Origin of the sequence: Vibrio sp. MEBiC08052 (assembly GCF_001506075.1) — a bacterium.
Classification (GTDB): Bacteria; Pseudomonadota; Gammaproteobacteria; order Enterobacterales; family Vibrionaceae; genus Vibrio.
Genome location: NZ_KQ947475.1, coordinates 235,025 through 253,682, shown reverse-complemented (window position 1 = coordinate 253,682; position 18,658 = coordinate 235,025). Strand labels below are relative to the sequence as shown.

19 protein-coding genes are annotated in these 18,658 nt (G+C 46.7%); 9 read left to right on the top strand and 10 right to left on the bottom strand.

All coding sequences use genetic code 11. The annotated features are described in order from the left end of the window. Positions 1–3: 3 nt before the first annotated feature. Positions 4–2,637 (top strand): phosphoenolpyruvate carboxylase, encoded by a 2,634-nt coding sequence (gene ppc, locus VRK_RS01125; RefSeq protein ID WP_059119715.1) that lies wholly within the window; start codon positions 4–6, stop codon positions 2,635–2,637. Positions 2,638–3,002: 365 nt separating this feature from the next. Next, positions 3,003–3,542: a PadR family transcriptional regulator gene (locus tag VRK_RS01120; RefSeq protein ID WP_059119714.1), complete on the top strand. Its 540-nt coding sequence runs from the start codon at positions 3,003–3,005 to the stop codon at positions 3,540–3,542. 147 nt (positions 3,543–3,689) lie between these two features. Here the strand turns inward: VRK_RS01120 and cysE are convergent, their stop codons facing one another. The 5 genes from cysE to epmA all read right to left on the bottom strand — a co-directional run bounded on the left by cysE (position 3,690) and on the right by epmA (position 7,881). After that, entirely contained in the window at positions 3,690–4,514 is an 825-nt protein-coding gene (cysE, locus tag VRK_RS01115) for a serine O-acetyltransferase (protein WP_059119713.1), read from the bottom strand. Positions 4,515–4,566: 52 nt separating this feature from the next. Next, a complete protein-coding gene (gpsA, locus tag VRK_RS01110; protein WP_443083468.1) occupies positions 4,567–5,601 on the bottom strand; it encodes an NAD(P)H-dependent glycerol-3-phosphate dehydrogenase in 1,035 nt (344 codons plus the stop codon). Between the two features lie 143 nt (positions 5,602–5,744). Continuing rightward, positions 5,745–6,221 (bottom strand): protein-export chaperone SecB, encoded by a 477-nt coding sequence (gene secB / locus VRK_RS01105; protein ID WP_059119712.1) that lies wholly within the window; start codon positions 6,219–6,221, stop codon positions 5,745–5,747. A 56-nt stretch (positions 6,222–6,277) separates the two neighbouring features. After that, positions 6,278–6,712, bottom strand: coding sequence for a rhodanese-like domain-containing protein (locus VRK_RS01100; protein WP_059119711.1), 435 nt, complete (start codon positions 6,710–6,712; stop codon positions 6,278–6,280). Between the two features lie 191 nt (positions 6,713–6,903). After that, positions 6,904–7,881, bottom strand: coding sequence for an elongation factor P--(R)-beta-lysine ligase (gene epmA / locus VRK_RS01095; protein WP_059119710.1), 978 nt, complete (start codon positions 7,879–7,881; stop codon positions 6,904–6,906). 236 nt (positions 7,882–8,117) lie between these two features. Between epmA and frdA the strand changes: the two genes are divergently transcribed. From frdA to frdD, 4 genes are read left to right on the top strand one after another with little or no spacing between them, the layout of a single operon-like run. Next, a complete protein-coding gene (gene frdA / locus VRK_RS01090; RefSeq protein ID WP_059119709.1) occupies positions 8,118–9,920 on the top strand; it encodes a fumarate reductase (quinol) flavoprotein subunit in 1,803 nt (600 codons plus the stop codon). A 2-nt stretch (positions 9,921–9,922) separates the two neighbouring features. Next, entirely contained in the window at positions 9,923–10,663 is a 741-nt protein-coding gene (locus VRK_RS01085) for a succinate dehydrogenase/fumarate reductase iron-sulfur subunit (protein WP_059119708.1), read from the top strand. A 3-nt stretch (positions 10,664–10,666) separates the two neighbouring features. After that, positions 10,667–11,050 carry a fumarate reductase subunit FrdC gene (gene frdC, locus VRK_RS01080; RefSeq protein ID WP_059119707.1) on the top strand — a complete coding sequence of 128 codons (384 nt, stop codon included), beginning with the start codon at positions 10,667–10,669 and terminating at the stop codon, positions 11,048–11,050. 10 nt (positions 11,051–11,060) lie between these two features. Further along, the gene (gene frdD / locus VRK_RS01075; RefSeq protein ID WP_059119706.1) at positions 11,061–11,423 is read left to right on the top strand and encodes a fumarate reductase subunit FrdD; all 363 of its coding nucleotides are present in this window, start codon (positions 11,061–11,063) and stop codon (positions 11,421–11,423) included. A gap of 95 nt (positions 11,424–11,518) precedes the next feature. Here the strand turns inward: frdD and efp are convergent, their stop codons facing one another. Continuing rightward, positions 11,519–12,085: an elongation factor P gene (gene efp / locus VRK_RS01070; protein WP_059119705.1), complete on the bottom strand. Its 567-nt coding sequence runs from the start codon at positions 12,083–12,085 to the stop codon at positions 11,519–11,521. Between the two features lie 34 nt (positions 12,086–12,119). On the opposite strand from efp, the gene epmB reads away from it, so the two are divergent. Then, complete coding sequence (epmB, locus tag VRK_RS01065; RefSeq protein ID WP_059119704.1) at positions 12,120–13,142, top strand: EF-P beta-lysylation protein EpmB; 1,023 nt, start codon at positions 12,120–12,122, stop codon at positions 13,140–13,142. Between the two features lie 36 nt (positions 13,143–13,178). On the opposite strand, the gene VRK_RS01060 is transcribed toward epmB, so the two are convergent. The 3 genes from VRK_RS01060 to VRK_RS01050 all read right to left on the bottom strand — a co-directional run bounded on the left by VRK_RS01060 (position 13,179) and on the right by VRK_RS01050 (position 16,744). Next, complete coding sequence (locus VRK_RS01060; protein ID WP_059119703.1) at positions 13,179–14,627, bottom strand: ATP-binding cassette domain-containing protein; 1,449 nt, start codon at positions 14,625–14,627, stop codon at positions 13,179–13,181. A gap of 113 nt (positions 14,628–14,740) precedes the next feature. Then, positions 14,741–16,378: a chaperonin GroEL gene (gene groL / locus VRK_RS01055; RefSeq protein ID WP_059119702.1), complete on the bottom strand. Its 1,638-nt coding sequence runs from the start codon at positions 16,376–16,378 to the stop codon at positions 14,741–14,743. Positions 16,379–16,453: 75 nt separating this feature from the next. After that, entirely contained in the window at positions 16,454–16,744 is a 291-nt protein-coding gene (locus tag VRK_RS01050) for a co-chaperone GroES (protein WP_059119701.1), read from the bottom strand. A gap of 246 nt (positions 16,745–16,990) precedes the next feature. Here VRK_RS01050 and VRK_RS01045 point away from each other — a divergent pair, with 246 nt between their 5' ends. Further along, positions 16,991–17,611: a helix-turn-helix transcriptional regulator gene (locus tag VRK_RS01045; protein WP_059119700.1), complete on the top strand. Its 621-nt coding sequence runs from the start codon at positions 16,991–16,993 to the stop codon at positions 17,609–17,611. Between the two features lie 130 nt (positions 17,612–17,741). After that, positions 17,742–18,083, top strand: coding sequence for a DUF3135 domain-containing protein (locus tag VRK_RS01040; protein ID WP_059119699.1), 342 nt, complete (start codon positions 17,742–17,744; stop codon positions 18,081–18,083). A gap of 150 nt (positions 18,084–18,233) precedes the next feature. Here VRK_RS01040 and VRK_RS01035 read toward each other — a convergent pair whose 3' ends face one another. Next, positions 18,234–18,587: a tautomerase family protein gene (locus VRK_RS01035; RefSeq protein WP_059119698.1), complete on the bottom strand. Its 354-nt coding sequence runs from the start codon at positions 18,585–18,587 to the stop codon at positions 18,234–18,236. Positions 18,588–18,658: the final 71 nt, after the last annotated feature.

The following is an 18,658-nucleotide window of genomic DNA, read 5'->3' as shown; positions in this document are numbered from 1 at the left end:
ACAATGAACGAAAAATATACAGCGCTAAAAAGTAACGTAAGTATGCTTGGCAGATTGCTCGGTAAGACAATCCTTGATGCCGATGGCAGCGTTATTTTAGAAAAGGTAGAGACGATACGGAAACTCTCGAAATCACTCAAAGATGGTAACCCATCCGATCGGGACACTTTGGTCGAAGAGATCAAAAATCTATCCGATGATCAGATTACACCGATCGCCCGGGCATTTAACCAGTTTTTGAACTTAACGAATATTGCCGAACAATATCATACGATCTCTCGCCACTGCGACGCTCATATTTGTACTCCTGACGCGATCAACGAACTCTTTAACAAACTGACCCAGAAAAAGGTCAGTAAACTAGATACCGCGCAAGCGATTCGCGATTTGAATATCGAGCTGGTGCTCACCGCTCACCCGACGGAAATTACCCGTCGCACCATGATCAATAAGCTGGTCAAAATTAACCAGTGTCTGTCGAGTCTGGAGCTCAGCGAACTGGCCCCCAAAGAACGTCATAAAGCAGAACGCCGTCTCGAACAGCTAATCGCTCAATTCTGGCACTCCGATGTGATTCGTAAACAACGCCCGACCCCGATGGATGAAGCTAAATGGGGCTTTGCGGTCGTTGAGAATTCGCTCTGGGAAGCCGTGCCGGAATTTCTGCGTGAACTGGATGAACGACTGGAAGATTATCTCGGAGAAGGGCTACCGATTGACGCACGTCCCGTCCACTTCTCCTCTTGGATGGGCGGAGACCGGGACGGTAACCCATTCGTTACACACAAAATCACCCGCGAAGTGCTGCTGCTTTCCCGTTGGAAAGCGGCTGATTTGTATCTGCGAGATGTCAATGAATTGATTAGCGAACTGTCGATGACCAAATGTAACGACCAGATGCGCAACCTTGCAGGCGAAGAAGAACACGAACCTTATCGCGCCATTCTGAAAAATATTCGTCAGTTGTTGACCGAAACAATCGATATTCTCGGTGAAAAAATTCAAGGTCAACAACTGTTGGTGAAAGCCCCCCTGAAAAATGTCAGTCAACTGTGGGAACCGCTGTATGCCTGTTATCAGTCGTTACATGAATGTGGCATGGGTTCAATCGCCGATGGTTCTCTGTTAGATACGCTGCGCCGGATCAAAGCATTTGGTGTCCACCTTGTCCGTCTCGATATTCGTCAGGAGAGCACCCGCCATTCAGATGTGTTGTCTGAACTGACTCGCTATTTAGGCTTGGGGGATTATGATCAGTGGAGCGAACCGGATAAAATTGCCTTTCTTACCAATGAATTAAGTTCTAAACGTCCGTTGATTCCCCGTGACTGGAAACCATCTGAACCGGTTCAGGAAGTACTCGATACTTGCCGGATCATTGCAGCGAACCCGAAAGACGCATTCGGTGCTTACGTGATTTCAATGGCCAGAACCGCCTCTGATGTCCTCGCGGTTCACTTGCTGCTTCAAGAAGCCGGCTGCCCTTATCGTATGGATGTTTGTCCGCTGTTCGAAACCTTAGACGACCTCAATCGTTCGGAGTCGGTCATCCGCCAGTTGATGGGTATCGATATCTATCGAGGCTTCATTCAGAACCATCAGATGGTGATGATCGGGTATTCGGATTCCGCCAAAGATGCCGGTGTAATGGCCGCAGGCTGGGCACAGTACAGTGCCATGGAATCCTTAGTGAAGGTCAGCGAAGAAGAAGGTATCGAACTGACCTTGTTCCATGGTCGCGGCGGCACGCTGGGACGCGGTGGTGCGCCAGCCCATGCAGCACTCCTGTCACAGCCGCCTAAAAGTTTGAAAGGTGGATTACGCGTCACGGAACAGGGTGAAATGATTCGCTTCAAATTAGGGCTACCGGACGTCGCAATCAACAGCTTCAATCTCTATGCCAGTGCGATTCTGGAAGCCAACTTATTGCCGCCTCCGGAGCCAAAACAGGAATGGCGTGATTTGATGGAAGTTTTATCAGAGATCTCGTGTGAAGCTTACCGGAAGGTGGTTCGGGGTGAACCTGATTTCGTCCCTTATTTCCGCCAAGCAACGCCAGAGCTAGAATTGGGCAAACTGCCATTGGGCTCTCGCCCTGCCAAACGTAATCCAAATGGCGGTGTCGAAAGTCTCCGTGCCATTCCATGGATTTTCTCTTGGAGCCAAAACCGTCTGGTATTACCGGCTTGGCTCGGTGCGGGAGAAGCCATCCAATACTCGATTGATAAAGGACATCAGGCACTGTTGGAAGAGATGTGTCGTGAATGGCCATTTTTCTCAACCCGTCTGGGAATGCTGGAAATGGTGTATTCAAAATGTAATCTGGAGATTGCCCAGTATTACGATGAACGCCTTGTCGATGAGCACCTGAGAAAATTGGGACAAAAGCTGCGAGCACAGCTACAAAAAGATATTCAAACCGTACTGAATGTCGAGAACAATGAAAACCTGATGCAAAGCGATCCGTGGGGACAAGAATCCATTCGCCTGAGAAATATCTATGTGGAACCGTTAAATATGCTTCAGGCTGAATTGCTCTACAGGACGCGCCAATATGATGCACCACCGGCTGAACTCGAAGAAGCATTGATGGTCACCATCGCTGGTATTGCAGCAGGTATGCGTAATACGGGCTAAAGCATTAGAATATTATTCTGATTTATAACCAAAAGGTCGCAAATTTGCGGCCTTTTATTCTAACAAAATCATCAATTGAGAGTTTTATCAGTTTTTTTGCATTTTTCCACACGTTTATTCTACTCTTTGCTTATTATTAGATATACTATCCAACCGCTGCAACATTCTCATAAAATAACGGCGTTGCAGTCAGTAAGTTACATTAATTTACTATACTAACAATTAGGTGATGAACGGCTTTTAAGGTGACATATCCGGCAACTAATTTTTAGGCCGGTGACTGTTTGGATGAGTTTAAGATTGAGCCATAGAAAGCTCAGCAATATCCAAACCCATTGTGTTAATTAACCATTTGGATTGAAGACATGTCATTACCACACGTTATTCTTACTGTTTTAAGTACACGCGATGCGACGGGATACGATATTACCAAAGAGTTCTCTTCGAGTATCGGTTACTTTTGGAAAGCAAGTCACCAACAAGTTTATCGCGAACTAAATAAAATGGGTCAGCAGGGACTTGTCACTTGCGTATTGGAACCTCAGGAAGGAAAACCAGACCGTAAAGTTTATTCGATTACGGATGCCGGACGTCAAGCCCTGAGCCAATGGTTTGATCAACCAACAGCACATCCGACGGTTCGCGATGAGTTCAGTGCCAAGCTGATGGCTTGCTCTGTACAAGATGAGAAACCTTATCGTGAACAGCTGGTTGAACTGATCGAGGAATCGAAGAAGTTTGTTGCTCACTATCAGGAAGTTGAAGCGGCTTACTATGCGAACCCAGCTTCTCTGGATAAACAGCAAAAACTGGAGCGCTTAACACTTCGCCGTAATCTTCTGGCTCGTCAGGCATGGCTTGATTGGGCAGAAGAAACACTGGAAACATTAAACGATCTTGCTTAATTCGTAACCAGTGACAAGGGATGCCAATGGCATCCCTTGTTAGTTTTATTTGCAATGTGATGTGCTCGTCAACATTGACGACCAACGGCTTCGGGTACAATGCACTCCCTTTTATACTGTCAGTCTTATCTTTTCGGTATGACCTTTCTAGATACCATCTCCGCCAACAAACGTCTGAGAATGACCGTTGAACTGCTGATCCATATCCAGAGATGGCATGTCAGTTTGTGGCCGTCCGACGATTTTAGCAGGGACGCCGGCAACGGTGGTATGTGGTGGCACTGCCTGTAAAACCACGGAACCGGAACCAATCTTGGCCCCTTTCCCGATTTCGATGTTGCCTAAAATTTTGGCGCCGGCACCGATCATCACCCCTTCACGAATTTTAGGATGTCGATCGCCACACTCTTTCCCGGTTCCGCCAAGAGTAACATCCTGCAAAATCGAGACATCATTTTCAATTATGGCTGTCTCACCAATCACGATGCCGGTCGCATGGTCCAACATGATCGCCCGTCCAATCTGAGCGGCTGGATGAATATCAACCTGACAGGTGACTGAAATTTGGTTTTGTAGATAACCAGCCAGAGTTGTCCGCCCTTGTTTCCATAGCCAGTTGGCCACCCGATACCCTTGCAGAGCATGAAACCCTTTCAGATATAACAAAGGAATTGAATATTTATCCACGGCAGGGTCACGTGTAACAGTGGCACAAATATCACAAGCCGCTGATTCGGTAATACTCGGGTCTGACTGAAAGACCTCTTCAACAACTTCTCTGACAGCCATTGCCGGCATCGAGATCGTATGCAGTTTATTCGCCAGAATATAACTCAGAGCGGCAGATAAGCTCTCATGTTTAATTATCGTCGCATGATAGAAACTCGCCAGCATTGGTTCTTGTTCCGTCATCTCCCGGGCTTCTTGAACAATGGTTTGCCACACAACCTTATGTTTTGCACATTGCTTCATTATCTGAGTTCTCTGTTCTATATTTATTTCAGCGTCACGACCACCAGTCTGATCAGTGCTCAGCCTTCTTATCTCTCGAGAGTAAATCTCTCGCTGCGATTCGGGCATCTTTACCTTGATAAAGTACCTGATAAATCTGATCAACAATCGGCATTTCGACGCCCATACGCTGAGCCAGCAGCCAGACTTCTTTGGTATTACGATAACCTTCAACCACCTGACCAATCTCACGCTGTGCCGTGTCAACCGATTGCCCCTCTCCAAGCGCCAGACCAAAGCGCCGATTTCTCGACTGATTATCCGTGCAGGTTAACACTAAATCACCTAATCCTGCCATGCCCATAAACGTCTCCGGGGCAGCTCCCAGCGTCACCCCTAATCGGCTCATTTCTGCCAGACCTCGGGTAATCAATGCGGTTCTGGCATTGGCGCCGAATCCCATCCCGTCAGAAATACCGGCACCAATTGCAATCACATTTTTCACTGCGCCACCGAGCTGTAATCCGATGAAATCCGAATTTGCATATACTCGAAACGTCTTACTGCAGTGAATCTGATCCTGTAAATCAGCGACAAACTGATTGTCGGTAGAAGCGACTGAGATTGCCGTCGGCATTCCCATCGCCAGCTCTTTGGCAAATGTCGGTCCAGAGATCACGGCTAAAGCGTGCTTATCACCGACAATATCATGCGCGACATCTTGTAGCAGACGTCCGGTTTCAGGCTCTAGCCCTTTGGTTGCCCAGCAGATGCGGCTATCTGCTCTGAGATATGGCTGTATTCGTTGTAAAACCTCACCAAAAACATGGCTGGGAACAACGATTAATAAATCCCGGGATGCCTGAACGGCAGCTTTTAAGTCTGAAGTCACAATTAATGTTTCAGGAAAAGGGATGTCCGGTAAAAAGGCTCGGTTTTCCCGATCCGATTCCAATTGCTGCATATGCTGCGGGTCGTGTCCCCAGATTAAAATATTCGCGCCATTCCGAGCCAGAGAGATGGCAAGAGATGTTCCGTAAGAACCCGCGCCAATGACCGTCATCGCGATTGAGTTTCGGGTAATCAAATCGGTATGTGAAGTCACAATATTCTGTCCATTCAGTTCAACATGCTCTATCGATGTTTACGTTATACAAAAGATATACAAAAAATGCACATAACACCTTAACTGATGTCGTGTGCATTTTATTAGGTACTTGCCAAAAACCGCTAACGGGTCAAACGACACGCTTAAGAGGCATTCTCTGGCTGAGCTTCCTGAGATGCTTGCTGTTGCAGATAGTTCATAAACAGTGCATCAAAATTAACAGGTGCCAGATTCAGTTGTGGGAATGTCCCTTTCACAACAAGGCTAGAAATGGTTTCACGCGCATAAGGGAACAGAATATTCGGGCAAAATGCACCTAAACAATGCGCCAACTGGCCCGGTTCCATTTGCTCGGCAGAGAAGATCCCAGCTTGCTGAACTTCACATAAAAATGCAGTTTCATCTTCATTCTTGACGGTCACGGTCAGACGCAGAATCACTTCATAAATGCCTTCGCCCAGTTCTCTGTTTTGCGTGTCGAGATCGAGATTAACATTCGGATTCCAGTCTTTTTGAAAAATAACCGGAGAGTTAGGAGCTTCAAAAGAGACATCTTTCAGATAGATGCGCTGGATTGCAAAGTTCTGCTGCGGTTCTTGCTGTTGCGCTGCTTCAGACATGATATTTTCCTTATTGATTCAAAATCACCAAAGAATTTCGTTCCTTGAGGATTGGACTATTTTTTACCACGAACAAGAGGAAGATTGGCTTCATTCCAGGCAACCAGACCATTTTTCAATAGGCTCACCTTTTCAAAACCAGCTTTGGCCAACAACGTGGCACTCTCCTGTGCAGTTTGTCCTGTTTTACATACGACAATGATGGGGGTGGATTTACGGTTTTCAAGGGAACCATAAGATCCGGACTTAATTTCTGAAGGTAACAAGTTCACCGCATCGGTGATATGCCCTTGTCTGAACTCTTCGTTAGAACGAATATCAACCACAACACCATTTTCTTTATTGATCAAATGCGTTAATTCGTTCACCGAGATCGTCTGATATTTTGCCGTGGATGATTTAAAAATATTCAGGATAAGTGCAACTAAGATACCTACCCAAGCCAGCGAAAGAATCATATTCTGCTGGAAAAACTCAATATACTCCTGCATGTCCTGTCTCTTATATTGCAGTTCAAAAACAGATTGGGAGTATAACGATGTTATTCCGAAGACGCGAGTGATTCACATCATAAACCGAAAGAGCGACAAAGTTTGCGCATCGGGGAATGACTCACGCGAAGCGGCTGTAGCAATAGAGTAAGCATCTTGATGCTAACTCTTGCTACAGGTTCTAACCCTCTTTAGGCATTGGGGAAGGGAAACGCGATCACGTCCTGTATATGAGAGAGTCCGAGTGCCAGCATTACCAACCGATCAATGCCCAACGCGACACCGGCACAATGAGGTAAACCGGCCTCAAGCGCCTGAATCAGATGATAATCAATCGGCTGTTGCTCCAACCCCATTTGTAACCGTTTTTCATTATCGGCTTCAAAACGGCACAGCTGTTCTTGTGGATCATCAAGTTCATGAAAACCATTCGCCAGTTCAATGCCTTTAAAATAGACTTCAAACCGCTCAGCAACCCGATGGTCATTGGCACTCACTCGCGCAAGAGCCGCCTGAGATGCAGGAAAGTCATAGACAAACACAGGTGCCGTCTGACCAATAGCCGGTTCCACTACCATACTAAACAGGAGTTGTAAAAGCGTGTCCCGATCCTGTTCATGCTCAGCAATGTCAGCAAAACCAAAGTGCTGTGCCTTGATTCGCAGTTCATCCATCTCACAAGATAGAGGGCAAACACCGACATGCTCGGCAAACACCTGCTGATAAGTAATGCGTTGTGCGGGCGGGCACACCAAGATGCCTTGCAGTAAATCATCCATTTCATCCATCAACTGATGATGGTCGAACCCGACGCGATACCATTCCAGTAAAGTAAATTCAGGATTGTGATGGCGACCACTCTCTTCATTTCTGAATGCTTTACAAAGCTGAAAGATCGAACCGGAACCAGCGGCCAACAGACGTTTCATATGAAACTCAGGACTTGTCATCAGATATACCGCACGACCAGAGGCGAAATCAGGTCCGAAAAACTGACTTTTAAAGGTTTGCAAGTGAACGTCCGTCACAGTCGCAAGACTCATTGAGGGGGTTTCCACTTCCAAAACGCCCCGTTCCGTCAAAAAATGCCGGATAGCATTGATTAATCGGGATCGCTCACGCAAGTGAAACATTGAAATCGTTGGTTTCCAAGATAGGTGACTCGGCATGAAAAGTTTGACCCCTTACACAATAAAATCCCATTAAGATATGCCATCAAATGTAAAACGTGAAAGCAATCACACATGGGATAATTATATCGATAATGAAGCATGATATTCGATTAAAAACCTAACGAAATCAATTTTTTCAGCATATGACTTCAATTAGACTAAAAAGACCCTAAAAGCACTATGTTTTTAGATAATAAGCGGGGTTCCCGCAAATCACTCACTGGAGGATAACTGTGCAAACACTTACCACAGATATCGCGGTCATCGGCGCTGGTGGTGCCGGTCTTCGTACTGCGATTGCTGCCGCAGAAGCCAACCCTGATTTACAGGTGGCTCTGATTTCAAAAGTATATCCTATGCGCTCACATACGGTTGCCGCAGAAGGAGGCTCCGCAGCAGTTATCAAGGATGAGGATAGCTTAGATAACCATTTCAACGACACTGTCGGTGGTGGGGACTGGCTTTGTGAACAGGATGTCGTGGAGTATTTTGTCGAAAACTCAACCCGGGAAATGATCCAGATGGAGCAATGGGGCTGCCCCTGGAGCCGGAAAGAAAATGGTGAGGTCAACGTCCGTCGTTTCGGTGGAATGAAAGTTGAGAGAACCTGGTTTGCCGCAGACAAAACCGGTTTTCATATGCTGCATACCCTGTTCCAAACGTCGATTAAATATCCACAAATCAAACGCTTTGACGAATACTTCGTCGTTGACCTGTTGGTCGATGACGGTCAAGTACAGGGGCTGATTGCCATTCATATGGCAGAAGGCGAACTGGTAACGATTAAAGCAAAATCCGTCGTTCTGGCCACCGGTGGTGCAGGCCGCGTTTATCAATGTAATACCAATGGTGGCATTGTGACCGGTGATGGTATGGGAATGGCTTATCGTCACGGTGTACCGCTGCGCGATATGGAGTTTGTCCAGTATCACCCGACCGGCCTGCCCGGAACCGGGATCCTAATGACCGAAGGGTGCCGGGGTGAAGGCGGAATTATCGTCAATAAAAACGGCTACCGTTATCTGCAAGATTACGGCATGGGTCCGGAAACTCCGGTCGGCCAACCGAAAAATAAATATATGGAACTCGGTCCGCGTGACAAAGTTTCTCAGGCTTTCTGGCACGAACAGCAAAAAGGCAATACCATCAAACACCCACTCGGAGATGTTGTCCATCTCGACCTGCGTCATCTGGGTGAAGAATATCTGCATGAGCGTCTGCCATTTATTTGTGAGCTGGCCAAAGCTTATGTGAATGTCGATCCGGTCAAAGAGCCGATCCCAATCCGTCCGACCGTGCACTACACCATGGGTGGGATTGAAACCAACGGTCAGTGCGAAACTCGTATCCAAGGGTTATTTGCCGTCGGTGAGTGCTCTTCCGTCGGTCTGCACGGGGCCAACCGTCTCGGCTCCAACTCACTGGCTGAATTGGTTGTTTTTGGTCGCGTTGCCGGTGAACATGCAGTCAAACGCGTTGAAACATTCAAAGGCTGGAATGATAAAGCCATCGCAGCACAGGTCAAAGCGGTCGAACAACACATTCAATCTCTCATGAATCAAGAAGGCGATGAAAACTGGGCCGATATCCGCACTGAAATGGGCAATGCCATGGAAGCGGGATGTGGGATCTACCGTCAGGAAGATCTGATGCAACAGACCGTTGATAAACTGGCTGAACTGAAAGCTCGCTATAAAAAAATCAGCATTAAAGACAAAGGCAAAGTCTTCAATACCGACCTGTTGTACGCGATTGAAATCGGCCATAGTCTCGAAGTGGCTGAAGCAATGGTTCACTCAGCGATTCTCCGTAAAGAGTCCCGTGGTGCCCATCAACGTCTTGATGAAGGGTGTACCGAGCGTGACGATGTGAACTTCCTCAAACACTCACTGGCATTCTATCAACAAGATGCGGCCCCTCGGATTGACTACAGTGATGTCACCATCACCAAGTCACAACCGAAAGCACGTCTTTACGGTGCCGCTGCTGAGCAAGCCGCAGCAGAAGAAGCCAAACAGCGCGCAGAGGAGAATTAATCATGGTCACCCAACGTATTCAAAAAGTAGACATTCTGCGCTATGACCCGGAAAAAGATGAGGCGCCTTACTTACAGTCCTTCGAAGTCCCGTTCAATGAAACCATGTCGATCCTCGACACGATTTCATATGTGAAAGATCATCTGGACAAGAACCTCTCCTATCGTTGGTCTTGCCGGATGGCGATTTGTGGCTCTTGTGGCGTGATGGTCAACGGCGTGCCGAAACTCGCTTGTAAAAGCTTCCTGCGCGACTACCCGGATGGTGTCAAAATCGAACCACTGGCCAACTTCCCGATTGAGAAAGATCTGATTGTCGATATGACGCCATTTATCGAGCGTCTGGAGGCAATCAAACCTTATATCATCGGTAACGACCGTAAACCGGAAGACGGCACCAACCTGCAAACCCCGGAGCAAATGGCAAAGTACAAACAGTTTGCCGGCTGTATCAACTGTGGTTTGTGTTATGCCGCCTGTCCGCAGTTCGGCCTCAATCCTGAATTTATCGGTCCGGCTGCACTGACACTGGCACATCGCTATAATCTCGACAGCCGTGATAATGGTCAGGCCGAGCGGATGAATCTGATCAATGGCGAAAACGGTGTCTGGGGATGTACCTTTGTCGGTTACTGCTCTGAAGTTTGTCCGAAGAGTGTTGATCCGGCAGCCGCGGTGAACCAGGGTAAAGTGGTGTCGTCGATGGACTTTGTCATTGCGATGTTGAAACCTCAGGAGGCATAAGAGATGAGTAATCGTAAGCCCTATGTAAGAGAAGTGAAACGGACGTGGTGGAAAAGCAATCCGTTCTATCGCTTCTATATGATCCGTGAGGCGACCGTTCTTCCTTTAATCGTGTTTACCCTATTCCTCACGGTAGGTCTGGGATGTCTGGTGAAAGGGCCGGAGGCATGGCAATCCTGGCTGAACTTTATGGCCAACCCGTTGGTGATCGTTATCAACGTCATTGCGCTGGTCGCCAGCCTGTTTCATGCCCATACGTTCTTCGGCATGATGCCACAAGTGGTACCGATGCGACTGAAAGGCAAGCTGATTGATAAGAAAATTATCGTGCTGAGCCAATGGGTTGCTGTTGCCGTGATTTCTGTTTTTGTGCTCATTATCGTTTAAGGAGACACGCGTGATTAACCAAAATCCAAAACGTTCAGACGAACCCGTCTGGTGGGGCCTGTTCGGTGCCGGTGGTACATGGTTTGCCATGATTACTCCAATCACCATTTTTGTACTGGGGATTATGGGCCCGCTGGGCATGCTTGATGCAGACGCGCTGAGCTATGACCGCGTGGCAGGTTTTGCGACCAATATCATTGGCGCACTATTTGTGATTGCCACGATTGCACTCCCAATGTGGCATGCTATGCACCGTGTTCATCACGGCATGCATGACCTGAAAATCCATACCGGTGTGGTGGGTAAAATCGCCTGTTATGGCATTGCAACGATCATTTCCGCGCTCTCTATCGTGTTCATTTTTATGATCTAAACGAGATTCACGTGCGATCAAAAAGGGCTGCCGAATCGGCAGCCCTTTCTCATTCAAAACACTGAGGTTCAGACTCACCCCATGCTGAAACCCGTCTATTTTACGCGGCTCACATATTCAGCAGTGCGCGTGTCAACTTTGATGACTTCACCAATCTGAATAAACAGCGGTACACGAACCACTGCACCGGTCGATAATGTCGCAGGTTTGCCGCCGGTTCCCTGAGTATCCCCTTTCAGACCCGGATCAGTTTCAGTCACTTCCAGTTCAACAAAGTTAGGTGGCGCTACAGCGATTGGGTTGCCATTCCACAACGTCAGCATACACGCATTATTCTCAACCAACCATTTCGCATTGTCACCGACAGCTTTTGCATCCGCAGCAACTTGTTCGAATGTTTCGCTATTCATAAAATGATAGAATTCGCCATCGGAATAAAGATAATCCAGATCGATATCCATGACATCTGCGACTTCTGCGGAGTCTCCGGACTTAAAGGTTTTTTCCAACACTTTGCCGGAAAGCAATTTACGGATTTTAACGCGATTGAATGCCTGACCTTTACCTGGTTTTACATACTCGTTTTCGAGAATGACACAAGGCTCGTTATCGATCATAATCTTCAGACCGCCTTTAAATTCATTCGTGCTAACAGTAGCCATTATTTCCTCTTACTTATACTTCGAGTTAAATTCAATGCCGCACATAATAACCCGAAAAATTGAATCTGTTGAGCAAAACTGGCTCAAACAACTTGCGAATGCGATCTCAGATCCAGAGCAGCTGCTCAGATATCTGGAAATTGATCCAACGCCTTGGATGCAAGGATTTAAAGCTAGGAAGCTTTTCGCACAACGGGTGCCGCTTAGCTTTGCCGAGCGCATGGAAAAAGGTAATCCATTTGATCCGCTGTTACGTCAAGTGCTACCGCTCAGTCAGGAGTTCGAAGTTCTTCCGGGATTTTCAACGGATCCACTGGCAGAACAGAATAACGATCATCCGGGACTGTTGCACAAATATCACAATCGGGTACTGCTGATTTTAAAAGGCGCATGTGCCATTAACTGTCGCTACTGTTTTCGCCGACATTTTCCTTATCAGGACAACAAAGGCAATAAAACAGTCTGGCAGGAAAACTTAGCTTACATCGCACAACATCCTGAATTGAACGAAGTGATTCTGTCCGGTGGCGATCCACTCATGGCAAAAGATCATGAACTCCGTTGGCTGATCGAGCAGATTGCTTTCATTCCACACATTCAGACACTACGGTTTCATTCTCGCTTACCCGTCGTGATTCCAGAACGAATCACCCCGGCACTCACTGAGTTACTCGCTCAAACCCGTTTGAAGGTGGTTTTTGTCTCTCATATCAATCATGCCAATGAAATTAATGCATCACTCAGTCAGGCGATGATGTCTCTGCGTCAGGCGGGTGTCACCTTGCTCAATCAGGCGGTGCTACTCAAGGGAATCAATGACTCGATAGACGCTCAGGTTAAGCTGAGTGAGGCGCTGTTTCAGGCTGGCATCCTTCCCTACTATCTGCATGTTCTGGATAAAGTTCAGGGCGCTGCACACTTCTTTGTCTCAGATGAAGCAGCAAGAACCATTATGGCTGGCGTGATTGAACAAGTCTCCGGTTATCTCGTTCCCAGACTGACCCGGGAAATCGGCGGACGTCGTAGTAAGACACCACTGGATTTACATCTGGAATAACCGGAAGCTTAGAGAAAAGATACTATCCGGAGGAAGTTACGCTTCCTCCGAAATACAGACCCGATACCCTCCCTCCGGATGTGCAACAAAATCGACATAATTACGGATCGCAGAGAGTCGATCTTCCTCATAGTGCGAGACATATAATAACTGCGTCATCTTCAATTCAGCCAAACGGTTAAGCACCGTCATCACCAAACGGCGGTTTAAGTAGTCCAGCCCCTGATAGGGTTCATCCAGAATCAGTAACACCGGCTGTTTGATTAACGCACGGACGATTAACAATAATCGCTGCTGCCCATAATCCAGTTGCCTGAATGTATGTTTTTCATAATCACTCATTTCCAGCACATCTAACCAATGTCGGGCCATCTGCACTTGCTTAGCCGAGGGTTTTTCATAAAGACCAATTGAGTCAAAGAACCCCGATAGCAACACATCTAATACAGAACAGTTCACTCGGTATTGCAGATGCAAAGCAGAAGAAACCACACCAATATGGCGTTTAATATCCCAGATACTCTCACCACTGCCGCGACGCATCCCCAACACCGTAATATCGTTACAGTAACACTGTGGATGATCGCCCAAAATCAGGCCGAGTAAGGTACTTTTACCACATCCGTTCGGACCACGAATCTGCCAATGCTGACCGGCCTGAATTTGCCACGAAAGATCCTGAAAAATCAGACCATCAGTGTACTCAACCTTCACTTGATTCATCATCACTCTCGGATTAGGAATCATGGTGTCCGGGGCATATTGCTGGCTCAACGCCAGCCATGCATCCTGTTTAGTTTCTGTCAGCGCTGCCAGTTGCTCTAAAATCGGATGCTGTCGCCACTGTTCCACCGTCATGGTTTGGGTCAACTGCTTATCATCAAATAAGGCAATATGGGTCAGGCATTCAGGGAGTTCATCTTCCCGTGAAGTGATTACAACCAATTGCATTTCACCGGCCAGTTGATTGAGGCTGTCGGTAAGCTGACGACGATGCGCTACATCTAATCCGGAGTATGGTTCATGCAAAATCAGGAGTTCCGGTTTTCCAGCTAACGCTCGAGCCAGCATTAAACGTCGAGTCTCACCTGTTGATAACTGGCGGAATCCGCGAGTCCTCAAATGGTTCAAATCGGTCAGATCAAGCAAATATGCAAATTCATCCTCGGTGCATCCGGCCTCCCGTAACAGCGCCTCTACCGTAGACCCATAATCGATATGATCCTGAAAATCGGTTTCATCTTTGGCAATTTCATCATCCAGTAACCGCTGCTGCTCAGACAGAGAAACTAAGCCAACACGTGCAGGTCTGCCCTCGATAGCTTGCTCACTTTCTGCCAGTGTACCGGATAGAAGGCGCACTAAAAGTTCACTACTCTGCGCATGAGCAATAAACACGCCCCAATGCTGTGAGGGCTGAAGCTCCCAATGGGAAATATTCAGCTGTTCCGTCGCATACGTATAACTTAATCCTTGAATTAACATATCCACACCATCGTCAGAAAGAAGATCAACATCCTATACCAGTCACCGCAAAAATGAAAAAAGGGTGAGGAAACCTCACCCTTTTCAAGATCATGCACAAAATGATGAATAAATTACATCATGCCTGGCATTCCGCCCATGCCGCCCATATCTGGCATTGCCGGGCCATCCTTCTTCGGTGCGTCAGTAACCATCGCTTCAGTGGTAATCATCAGACCAGCAATAGATGCCGCGAACTGTAGCGCGCTACGGGTTACTTTCGTTGGATCAAGGATGCCCATTGCAATCATATCACCATATTCACCTGTTGCAGCGTTATAGCCGTAGTTACCTTCACCGGCTTTGATGTTATTGGCAACCACAGAATCTTCATCACCCGCATTTGATGCGATTTGACGAACTGGCGCTTCCATTGCACGTAGTGCAACACGGATACCAACGTTCTGTTCTTCGTTGTCACCTTGCAGGTCAGTCAGTTGAGAAGCCGCACGAATCAGGGCAACACCACCACCGGCAACCACACCTTCTTCAACAGCAGCACGCGTTGCATGGAGGGCGTCTTCGACACGGTCTTTCTTCTCTTTCATTTCAACTTCGGTTGCTGCACCAACTTTAATCACGGCAACACCACCGGCAAGTTTCGCAACACGCTCTTGCAGTTTCTCTTTGTCGTAATCAGACGTTGCTTCTTCAATTTGTTGACGAATCTGAACGACACGCCCCTCAATTGCCGCAGCTTCACCAGCACCATCAATCACAGTGGTATTTTCTTTAGTAATAGTGACACGTTTTGCCTGACCCAGATCTTCCAGAGTTGCTTTATCCAGCTCCAGACCAATTTCTTCAGAAATCACCGTACCGCCAGTCAAAATCGCAATATCTTGCAACATCGCTTTACGACGGTCACCAAAACCAGGCGCTTTCACAGCAGCAACTTTCACGATACCGCGCATGTTGTTGACAACCAGTGTAGCCAACGCCTCACCTTCAACATCTTCTGCAACAATCAGCAGCGGACGAGACGCTTTTGCAACAGATTCAAGCACTGGCAGTAATTCGCGAATATTTGATATCTTCTTATCAACCAACAGGATAAATGGATTTTCCAGCTCAACAGAACCAGATTCTTGGTTGTTGATAAAGTAAGGTGACAGGTAACCACGATCAAACTGCATCCCTTCTACGACATCCAGTTCATCTTGTAGCGCTTGGCCTTCTTCAACGGTGATAACACCGTCGCGACCTACTTTTTCCATTGCTTCAGCAATGATGTTACCCACGCTGGCATCAGAGTTCGCAGAGATTGTACCAACCTGTGCGATCGCTTTGTTATCTTCACATGGTACAGATAGCCCTTTCAATGCTTCAACAGCCGCAATCACTGCTTTATCGATACCACGTTTTAAATCCATCGGATTCATACCGGCAGCAACCGCTTTTAGACCTTCATTGACGATAGACTGAGCGAGAACTGTTGCAGTTGTTGTTCCATCGCCAGCTGCATCATTTGCCTGAGATGCAACTTCTTTCACCATTTGTGCGCCCATGTTCTGGAATTTATCTTCCAGTTCGATCTCACGTGCAACAGAAACACCATCTTTGGTAATAGTTGGCGCACCAAATGATTTATCCAGAACAACGTTACGGCCTTTCGGGCCCAATGTTACTTTTACTGCATCAGCCAGAACGTTTACACCTTCCAGCATTTTTACTCGTGCATCATTTCCAAACTTAACGTCTTTAGCAGCCATCTTTTATTCCCTATTTCTTGATTCGGTTTTCATCAATTGTTTTGAATAAGAGCAAAAATTACTCAACGCCTACTTTTATTCGACAATCGCCAGAATGTCATTTTCAGCAAGGATCAATACTTCTTTGCCATCGATTTTTTCCGACTTGGTGCCGTAACCTTCAGCAAAAATAACAGTATCACCAACTTTGACGTCCAGCGGCTGAACTGTCCCATTTTCAAGCACTCGGCCGTTGCCGACAGCAAGCACTTTTCCACGTGTTGATTTTTCCGCCGCAGAACCAGTTAAAACGATCCCACCAGCAGACTTGGATTCAACTTCTTGGCGTTCAACGATAACTCGGTCATGTAATGGACGAATATTCATCGGTCGTCTCTCCTGATTTAATTATTTGTGTTGTTTATGAAAACGCTGTTTACCAGCTGGTGCTTTCTATGTGGGGGAGAAAAGTAAATATCCCAAGGGTAAACAGGCAAAAAAATGTGATCTGTATAACAAAATAATAATCATTCCTGACTTTTTCTCTCCGACAGCTTCTCATCTTTGGCCAATAGTCAATTGTTTACTTTATTAACTGAAGTCTGAATAATAGGCGGAGCGAAGAGGACACCGATGAAAACAGCCGACAAGATATTGCATACGCTCAAGCGAGAAGGCGCAGTCACTGCGAAACAACTTGCTGATCGCTTCGAAATCACCACAATGGGAGCCCGTCAACATCTTCAGTCACTTGAAGAAGATGGCTTGGTCCACTTTTATGATGTCAAAGTCAAGGTAGGTCGCCCAACTCGCCATTGGACACTGACAGAAAATGGACATGCTTATTTTGCCGACCGTCATGGTGAATTAACGCTTCAGGTAATTGATGCAATAGAGCAGGTATACGGCTCAGAAGGTATCGCTAAAATTGTTGCCACCAGAGAAGCGCAAACATTGTCACAATACCGCTCTGAAATTCAGACTTGTACCACACTGGAAGAAAAACTCGACATGCTAGTGATCTTGAGAGAAAGAGAAGGCTATATGGTTAAGCTGGAAACTTTATCGGATGGCTACCGTCTCATCGAGAATCATTGCCCGATATGTAAAGCAGCAACGCGATGCCAAAGCTTTTGCCAATCTGAATTACACATCTTTCAGTCTCTGCTTAAAGGGCTGTGTACTATCGAACGTCAAGAGCACATTGTCTCCGGACATCGGCGTTGCAGTTATATCATTAAGAAACTCAATTAGTGTCCATTTGTTAGAAGTTCTCACATTAAGTTCACAATTTGATCAATTTTGGTTTATCATTGAGTAGTATTCTAATTAAACGTATTTAATTTGAGTCATAGGCTAGCATACAAAGAAACTGAGGTGATATATGGCCGCACCAAGTTTTTATACCGAGCTCCCCCCATTTGATGAGCTGGTAGCACTGGCTAAACACAATCCGGAAGCATTCGCGATGCTCAAACGAGACATCTGCGAAGAGATGATTCTCTCATCGTCTCGAAAAATGCAAGACCGACTATGGGCTCAGCAAAGCCACATCGATAGAGTCGTACGTTCCTGCAAAAACGCGGATCATGCCAATGTAAAACTGATGAGAGAGTTGAGTGCTCAGATGGTTAAATTCCAAAATGCGTTAACCAGCAACTCGGCAGACAACAACCCAAGCCCTGCTGATGTAATTCCGTTTCATCGATACAGGCCACATGTCTGAATCAGAAACGGCGAAGCCATACGCATAATGGCTGTGCCTAAAAAGAGACATTTTTTGCGAAGCTGTTTCCCGACTTCAATCCGGCTTGGCAAGCTCTCTATGGTGTTGTTTGAAACCTTAAGCTGGTTATCAATACCCTCTCTGAGGGTATTATTCACTGTGACACCGAATATAGTGCTGCTCGATCACTCTCAGAAAAACTGAAAGATTTTCAATTTTATTCGCATCCTGTTCAAAACGTTCGGTCAGTTTTCCGATCACAGAACAACTGATATCCGCGACATACTCCTGACTCACTTCCACAATCAACTGTATAAAATCAACAGAATCCAACTGCTCACCGACAAACCACTGGTGGCTCCGGATGGCATTGCTTTTGACCGATAGACCGAATCGCTGAATAGTTTCATCGTGGAGTAACACTTGATGAAGGTCTTCCAGTAACCGAGAAATATTCACACGTTCATCAACCGGTGCTGAATATTCCATCCGAAGATTGATCATATGATGTATCCCTATCATGACATACTACCGAGGATTCCAGAGCTTCCCGCCCCACAACGAATTACTCAGGT

What these genes read in the sequence shown, in the direction of transcription:
- epmB (WP_059119704.1), top strand. Translation starts at nt 12,120, where the DNA reads ATGCCGCACATAATAACCCGAAAAATTGAATCTGTTGAGCAAAACTGG.
- VRK_RS01085 (WP_059119708.1), top strand. Translation starts at nt 9,923, where the DNA reads ATGGTCACCCAACGTATTCAAAAAGTAGACATTCTGCGCTATGACCCG.
- VRK_RS01050 (WP_059119701.1), bottom strand. Translation starts at nt 16,744, where the DNA reads ATGAATATTCGTCCATTACATGACCGAGTTATCGTTGAACGCCAAGAA.
- groL (WP_059119702.1), bottom strand. Translation starts at nt 16,378, where the DNA reads ATGGCTGCTAAAGACGTTAAGTTTGGAAATGATGCACGAGTAAAAATG.
- cysE (WP_059119713.1), bottom strand. Translation starts at nt 4,514, where the DNA reads ATGAAGCAATGTGCAAAACATAAGGTTGTGTGGCAAACCATTGTTCAA.
- efp (WP_059119705.1), bottom strand. Translation starts at nt 12,085, where the DNA reads ATGGCTACTGTTAGCACGAATGAATTTAAAGGCGGTCTGAAGATTATG.
- ppc (WP_059119715.1), top strand. Translation starts at nt 4, where the DNA reads ATGAACGAAAAATATACAGCGCTAAAAAGTAACGTAAGTATGCTTGGC.
- VRK_RS01060 (WP_059119703.1), bottom strand. Translation starts at nt 14,627, where the DNA reads ATGTTAATTCAAGGATTAAGTTATACGTATGCGACGGAACAGCTGAAT.
- VRK_RS01120 (WP_059119714.1), top strand. Translation starts at nt 3,003, where the DNA reads ATGTCATTACCACACGTTATTCTTACTGTTTTAAGTACACGCGATGCG.
- frdC (WP_059119707.1), top strand. Translation starts at nt 10,667, where the DNA reads ATGAGTAATCGTAAGCCCTATGTAAGAGAAGTGAAACGGACGTGGTGG.
- VRK_RS01040 (WP_059119699.1), top strand. Translation starts at nt 17,742, where the DNA reads ATGGCCGCACCAAGTTTTTATACCGAGCTCCCCCCATTTGATGAGCTG.
- VRK_RS01045 (WP_059119700.1), top strand. Translation starts at nt 16,991, where the DNA reads ATGAAAACAGCCGACAAGATATTGCATACGCTCAAGCGAGAAGGCGCA.
- VRK_RS01035 (WP_059119698.1), bottom strand. Translation starts at nt 18,587, where the DNA reads ATGATCAATCTTCGGATGGAATATTCAGCACCGGTTGATGAACGTGTG.
- VRK_RS01100 (WP_059119711.1), bottom strand. Translation starts at nt 6,712, where the DNA reads ATGCAGGAGTATATTGAGTTTTTCCAGCAGAATATGATTCTTTCGCTG.
- secB (WP_059119712.1), bottom strand. Translation starts at nt 6,221, where the DNA reads ATGTCTGAAGCAGCGCAACAGCAAGAACCGCAGCAGAACTTTGCAATC.
- epmA (WP_059119710.1), bottom strand. Translation starts at nt 7,881, where the DNA reads ATGCCGAGTCACCTATCTTGGAAACCAACGATTTCAATGTTTCACTTG.